At 43.9% G+C, this 4,582-nt stretch carries 5 protein-coding genes; 3 read left to right on the top strand and 2 right to left on the bottom strand.

All coding sequences use genetic code 11. From position 1 onward, the window contains the following. Positions 1-88 precede the first annotated feature (88 nt). Both prmA and QUB51_RS20930 read left to right on the top strand, forming a co-directional pair. On the top strand, positions 89-979 hold the full coding sequence (prmA, locus tag QUB51_RS20925) for a 50S ribosomal protein L11 methyltransferase (protein ID WP_333057863.1): 891 nt from the start codon (positions 89-91) through the stop codon (positions 977-979). Positions 980-1,151: 172 nt separating this feature from the next. Continuing rightward, entirely contained in the window at positions 1,152-1,634 is a 483-nt protein-coding gene (locus QUB51_RS20930; protein ID WP_333057862.1) for a pentapeptide repeat-containing protein, read from the top strand. 118 nt (positions 1,635-1,752) lie between these two features. Here the strand turns inward: QUB51_RS20930 and QUB51_RS20935 are convergent, their stop codons facing one another. Continuing rightward, on the bottom strand, positions 1,753-2,319 hold the full coding sequence (locus QUB51_RS20935; RefSeq protein ID WP_333057861.1) for a pentapeptide repeat-containing protein: 567 nt from the start codon (positions 2,317-2,319) through the stop codon (positions 1,753-1,755). A gap of 127 nt (positions 2,320-2,446) precedes the next feature. On the opposite strand from QUB51_RS20935, the gene QUB51_RS20940 reads away from it, so the two are divergent. Continuing rightward, positions 2,447-3,127 (top strand): pentapeptide repeat-containing protein, encoded by a 681-nt coding sequence (locus QUB51_RS20940; RefSeq protein ID WP_333057860.1) that lies wholly within the window; start codon positions 2,447-2,449, stop codon positions 3,125-3,127. Between the two features lie 75 nt (positions 3,128-3,202). On the opposite strand, the gene QUB51_RS20945 is transcribed toward QUB51_RS20940, so the two are convergent. Then, positions 3,203-4,582 (bottom strand): DNA/RNA non-specific endonuclease (locus QUB51_RS20945; RefSeq protein WP_333057859.1); only part of this gene is annotated, 1,380 nt, incomplete at its 5' end.

The raw sequence follows: 4,582 nt of genomic DNA on the forward strand, positions 1-4,582 counted from the left end.
AGCCAATCCTCATTCCTCACTCCCCAGTTCCCAGTCTCCAGTTCCCCTGGGCCAATCTAAAATCTAAAATCTAAAATCTAAAATCGTTATGGCACATAGCTGGTGGGAAATTAGAATTCTTTGCGATCCGGCGCTGGAAGATATCATCTTTTGGCGTCTGGAACGGTTTAACTGTCGGGGAACTGCTACTGAGATCAAAAGCAATTCCTGCCTGATGTCGGCTTATTTGCCCGAAGAACAGGCAGGATTGCTGGATTTGGCCGCTCTGTCTCTGTGGCTGCGCCAAGATGCTCTGTGTGCAGGTTTGCCCCTACCTGCGATGCAGTGGGATTTGATTGAAGACGAAGACTGGGGCAGCACTTGGAAGGAGCACTGGCAGCCTCAAGAAGTGGGCGATCGCTTTTTAATTAATCCGGCTTGGTTGCCCTTACCGACTGATACCGATCGCGTTATTTTGCGTTTAGATCCGGGTGTGGCTTTCGGTACGGGTGCTCACGCTACTACTCAACTTTGTCTGGAGTCGCTGGAAATGCGTCTCGGTTTTGATGACAAAGAGTGCATCGTTGCTGATATCGGCTGCGGATCGGGTATTTTGTCGATCGGCGCGGTGTTGTTGGGCGCTACAAAAGTTTATGCTTTGGATACAGATCCTTTGGCAGTGCGATCGACTATTAGCAACAGGCTACTCAACCGCGTTAATTCTCAGCAGTTGGTTGCAGAGCTCGGAAGTATCGATCGCTTGAAAGAAATGGTCGATGAGCCGATCGACGGTTTGATCTGCAACATTTTAGCAGAAGTAATCATCGATTTAATCCCGCAGTTCACTGCAATTAGCAAACCGACTACTTGGGCCGTGCTCAGCGGCATTTTGCTCGAACAAGCTAAGCCAATTGCCGACACTCTCGAACAGCACGGCTGGATTGTGGCTACTCTGTGGAAGCGCCAAGATTGGTGTTGTTTTAATATTCGGCGCAGTTAGCGTTTTGAGATTTGAGAGTTGAGATTTTAGGACATTTGTATTCCTTCTGAGCCATCTGGATTACTTGGTATGCGATCGGGTTCAACCTCTCGCACAGCTTGATATATTTATTGATAAAAAGTAGAAGTAATCGCGCTACTATCAAAGTATAAACAGCTTGAACAAGAAAGCTATGGACGTTGAAGAACTATATAGGCGTTACGCTGCTGGCGAAAGAGATTTTCCGGGTGTAGATTTAAGTCATGCTAACTTAAACATTGCTAACGTAGAAGACATCGAAGAACTCGAACCAGGTCAGAATGATTTGAGGGGTATCAATCTCAGCGGTGCTAACTTGACTGTGGCTAATCTGAGTTTTGTTAATCTCAGTGGTGCTAATTTGAGCAGTGCTAACTTAGATTCTGCTAGTTTATGGGTTACTATATTGACGGGTGGTGATTTGAGGGATGCTATTCTGGATTATGCTGAACTGGCAAGCGACTTAGTGGATGTTGACTTGAGAGAAGCTAGCCTGGAGTGTACGCAGTTGATTGGCACTAATCTCACCAGAGCCAACTTGATGGGTGCATACTTTTCAGCCACCGGAGAAGGTCGTTTGATTTTCTGCAACACCATCATGCCGGATGGCACAATTAGAAGTGACAATGGCTCCTAACTTGTGTGGGGCTTTTGACGGGGTTGAGACCCCGTCATATTTTATGATTCGATTATTTCCTCAATCTCCAGAGGGAATATTTGAGAAAAAGTCAAGCTCAGTCAACTCCTCGATTTGGTTAATCGTCAGATTCCATCTCAGCATATTTATCAGTCACAACTTGTCCATCTGGCATGATAGTATTTCGCTTGTAGCTGTCGCTTAAATCGCAACCTTCAACGAGTGCTCCTCTCAAATTGGCCTCATACAGACAAGTTTCACCCATAATTGCACCTCTAAGATCTGCTCCTTCCAGATTGGCTCGATCTAAGCTAACTTCAACTAAACAAGCATTTTGCAGGTTGGCATTTCGGAGATTAGTATATTCCAAATTACTACCTGTCAAGTTGGCATTACTTAGGTTAGCTCTCTCCAATGAAGCTCTTTTTAGGTTGACTTCTAAACTAGAATTAGACAAATCTGCTTCATCCAGCATAGCATGACTTAAGTCAGCATCTTCTAAGTTAGCGGACTTAAAAATAGTACGTCTGAGATTGGCTTCTTTCAGAATGGCACCATTCAAGTTAGCTTCCGTGAAATCAGCCTCACTCAAGTTTACGCCTCTTAGTTCGGCATCTTCTAGGTTAACCCGACGAAAATCTCTTTCACCCGCTGCGTACCTTTTGAGCAGTTCTTCTGCGTTCATAACTTGCCTCTTTAATCTATTTACACTTTCACTGGTTCTACCTCTCGCACAGTTTGATACATTTATTGGTAAAAAGTAAAAGTAACAGTGCTACTATGAAATTATAAACAGCTTGAACAAGAAAGCTATGGACGTTGAAGAACTATATAGACGTTACGCTGCGGGAGAGAGAGATTTCCCTGGAGTTGATTTAAGTCATGCTAACTTAAACGTTGCTAACGTGGAAGACCTCGAAGAACTCGAACCAGGTCAAAATTACTTGAGCGGTATCAATTTCAGCGGTGCGAACTTGAGGATGGCCAATCTGAGTTATGTTAATCTCAGCGGTGCTAACTTGAGTGGCGTCCAACTATGCGATGGCGATTTGAGTGAGGCGAACTTATCTGGTACCAACTTAAGCAATGCTAACCTGTTCTATACCAGCTTGATTAAAGCAGATATGAGTGGAGCAGATTTGAGTGGAGCCAACTTGAACTGTACTCAATTAAACTGTGCTGATCTGAGTGGAGCTAACCTGAGTAAAACCAATTTAGCCGAAGCTGACCTAAGCGGAGCAGATTTAAGTCAAGCAGACCTGAGTGGAGCTAACCTGGAAGAAGCATCACTGGCGGAAGTCAACTTGACTGGGGCTTGTTTAACAGATACTTATCTAGGTGAACCCCTGCTCACAAGAGCTAATCTAACAGGAGTAAATTTAAGTGAAGCGATCGTTGATTTAGAGTTGGCTAACATTAGTGGAATTGAAGGGGCAATCTTCTGCAATACAATCATGCCCGATGGCAGCACGAGGAATGACCATTGTGAGTGAGTCTTCCACTCTAAGCTGAAGTTCCCCCAGATGAGAACTTCAACTTAAACAGCGCAAACTGAGAACTGTGAAGACTTATGTAACCACAGATGGAAAATCATTTACGTTAGTAGGTCCAGAATAAATCCGGTTTTCAATTACATTTTCGATTTCATCTGGAAGATTTGACAAAAGATCTAGACCTGTAAGTTCTTCGACCTCTCTGACCGTAGTTATTTGATCTTGCCATCGCGGTGGAATTATATCTGGCGGATTAGCAATGCCATTAGGCATAGTAACAGCAATCACAGGTGTGTTTACTGTAATATCTGCTATTCCTTGACCGGGTTCAACAAACATAATAACTTTCCAAGTGTACTCAGGGACGTTAATGTTTTCTAAGTTGAGAGGATTTTCAGGCGGAAGGGCATCATTAATCGAATCATATCCTCCTGCAATATTGTAAAGTTCCCAACCACGCCTCTGAGCAACTTGCCGACTAAAGCGTTCAAGCTGTCGCCATGCACCGGTTCTATTACTACTTCTCTCTTGTGGAAGTAAGTTTGTTGTCAAGAAGGTAGCAAACTGATCTTTCTGAGTTCTGTTACGATGTTCTCTAGCAGTCATGTGACCTCGGTCAAAACCACTACCTCTGTACTCCCATCCCTCAGTTGTCTCTAATTCACTGGGAAGTTCGCTATCCGACCTCCAAGGAAAAGGATCTAAAGGATCTAGATTGTCATCTCTCTCAGGAGGTTGTAGAGTACCTATCCAGGTTCTGTTTAGTTGCCAGCTTACCCAATTTGGACCTTTGTTGCTCTCGTTATAAGAGAGAGAATACTGTGGCTTTTCAATGAGATAGTTGTTGGCATTGTTAACAGCGTCTGGTCGAGTTTTTTGACCATCTAAAGTTGGATTACCCAACTTTAGATGAACACTTTTAAAGAAAACGTCATCCAGAAAAACCGTGCCGTTATCTACTTCAAACTTCACTGTAGCAACCCTGCCTCGTAGCGGTTCTGGTATATCTACTACATGGAAAGTTTCAAACCCGATATTTCCGTAACCAATTCTGTTTGTATCTGCGTTATTGTAGCCAGAATCGTAAGGACCACTGGCTTCTGATAAGCTAATAGTTTCCAGTGTGGTAACACCATTATCTCCTTCTAAAGAAACTATAAGGTTGCCACCACTGAGTTCAGGTACGTGAAGATTAAATCGCAGAGTTCCAGACTCAGGCACGACAAAACGGTTGTGGGTAATACTTTTACCTGATTCTAGCTTCAGAGCATAATTTGGTTGAGTGCGATCGACCCCAATCCGATCCAATTCCGCGTGCAAAGCCGGAGCATCAGTTGCAGATAGCTGATGCACATCAACTAGATTGCTTGTAGTTACACTCGCTGACGTTTCGCCATTATGAAAAGACCAGCCAGGAATCGCATCAGAAAAAATAGTCCGATTACCACCCTGCGG

Origin of the sequence: Microcoleus sp. AT8-A3, assembly GCF_036705675.1 — a bacterium.
Lineage (GTDB): Bacteria > Cyanobacteriota > Cyanobacteriia > Cyanobacteriales > Microcoleaceae > Microcoleus.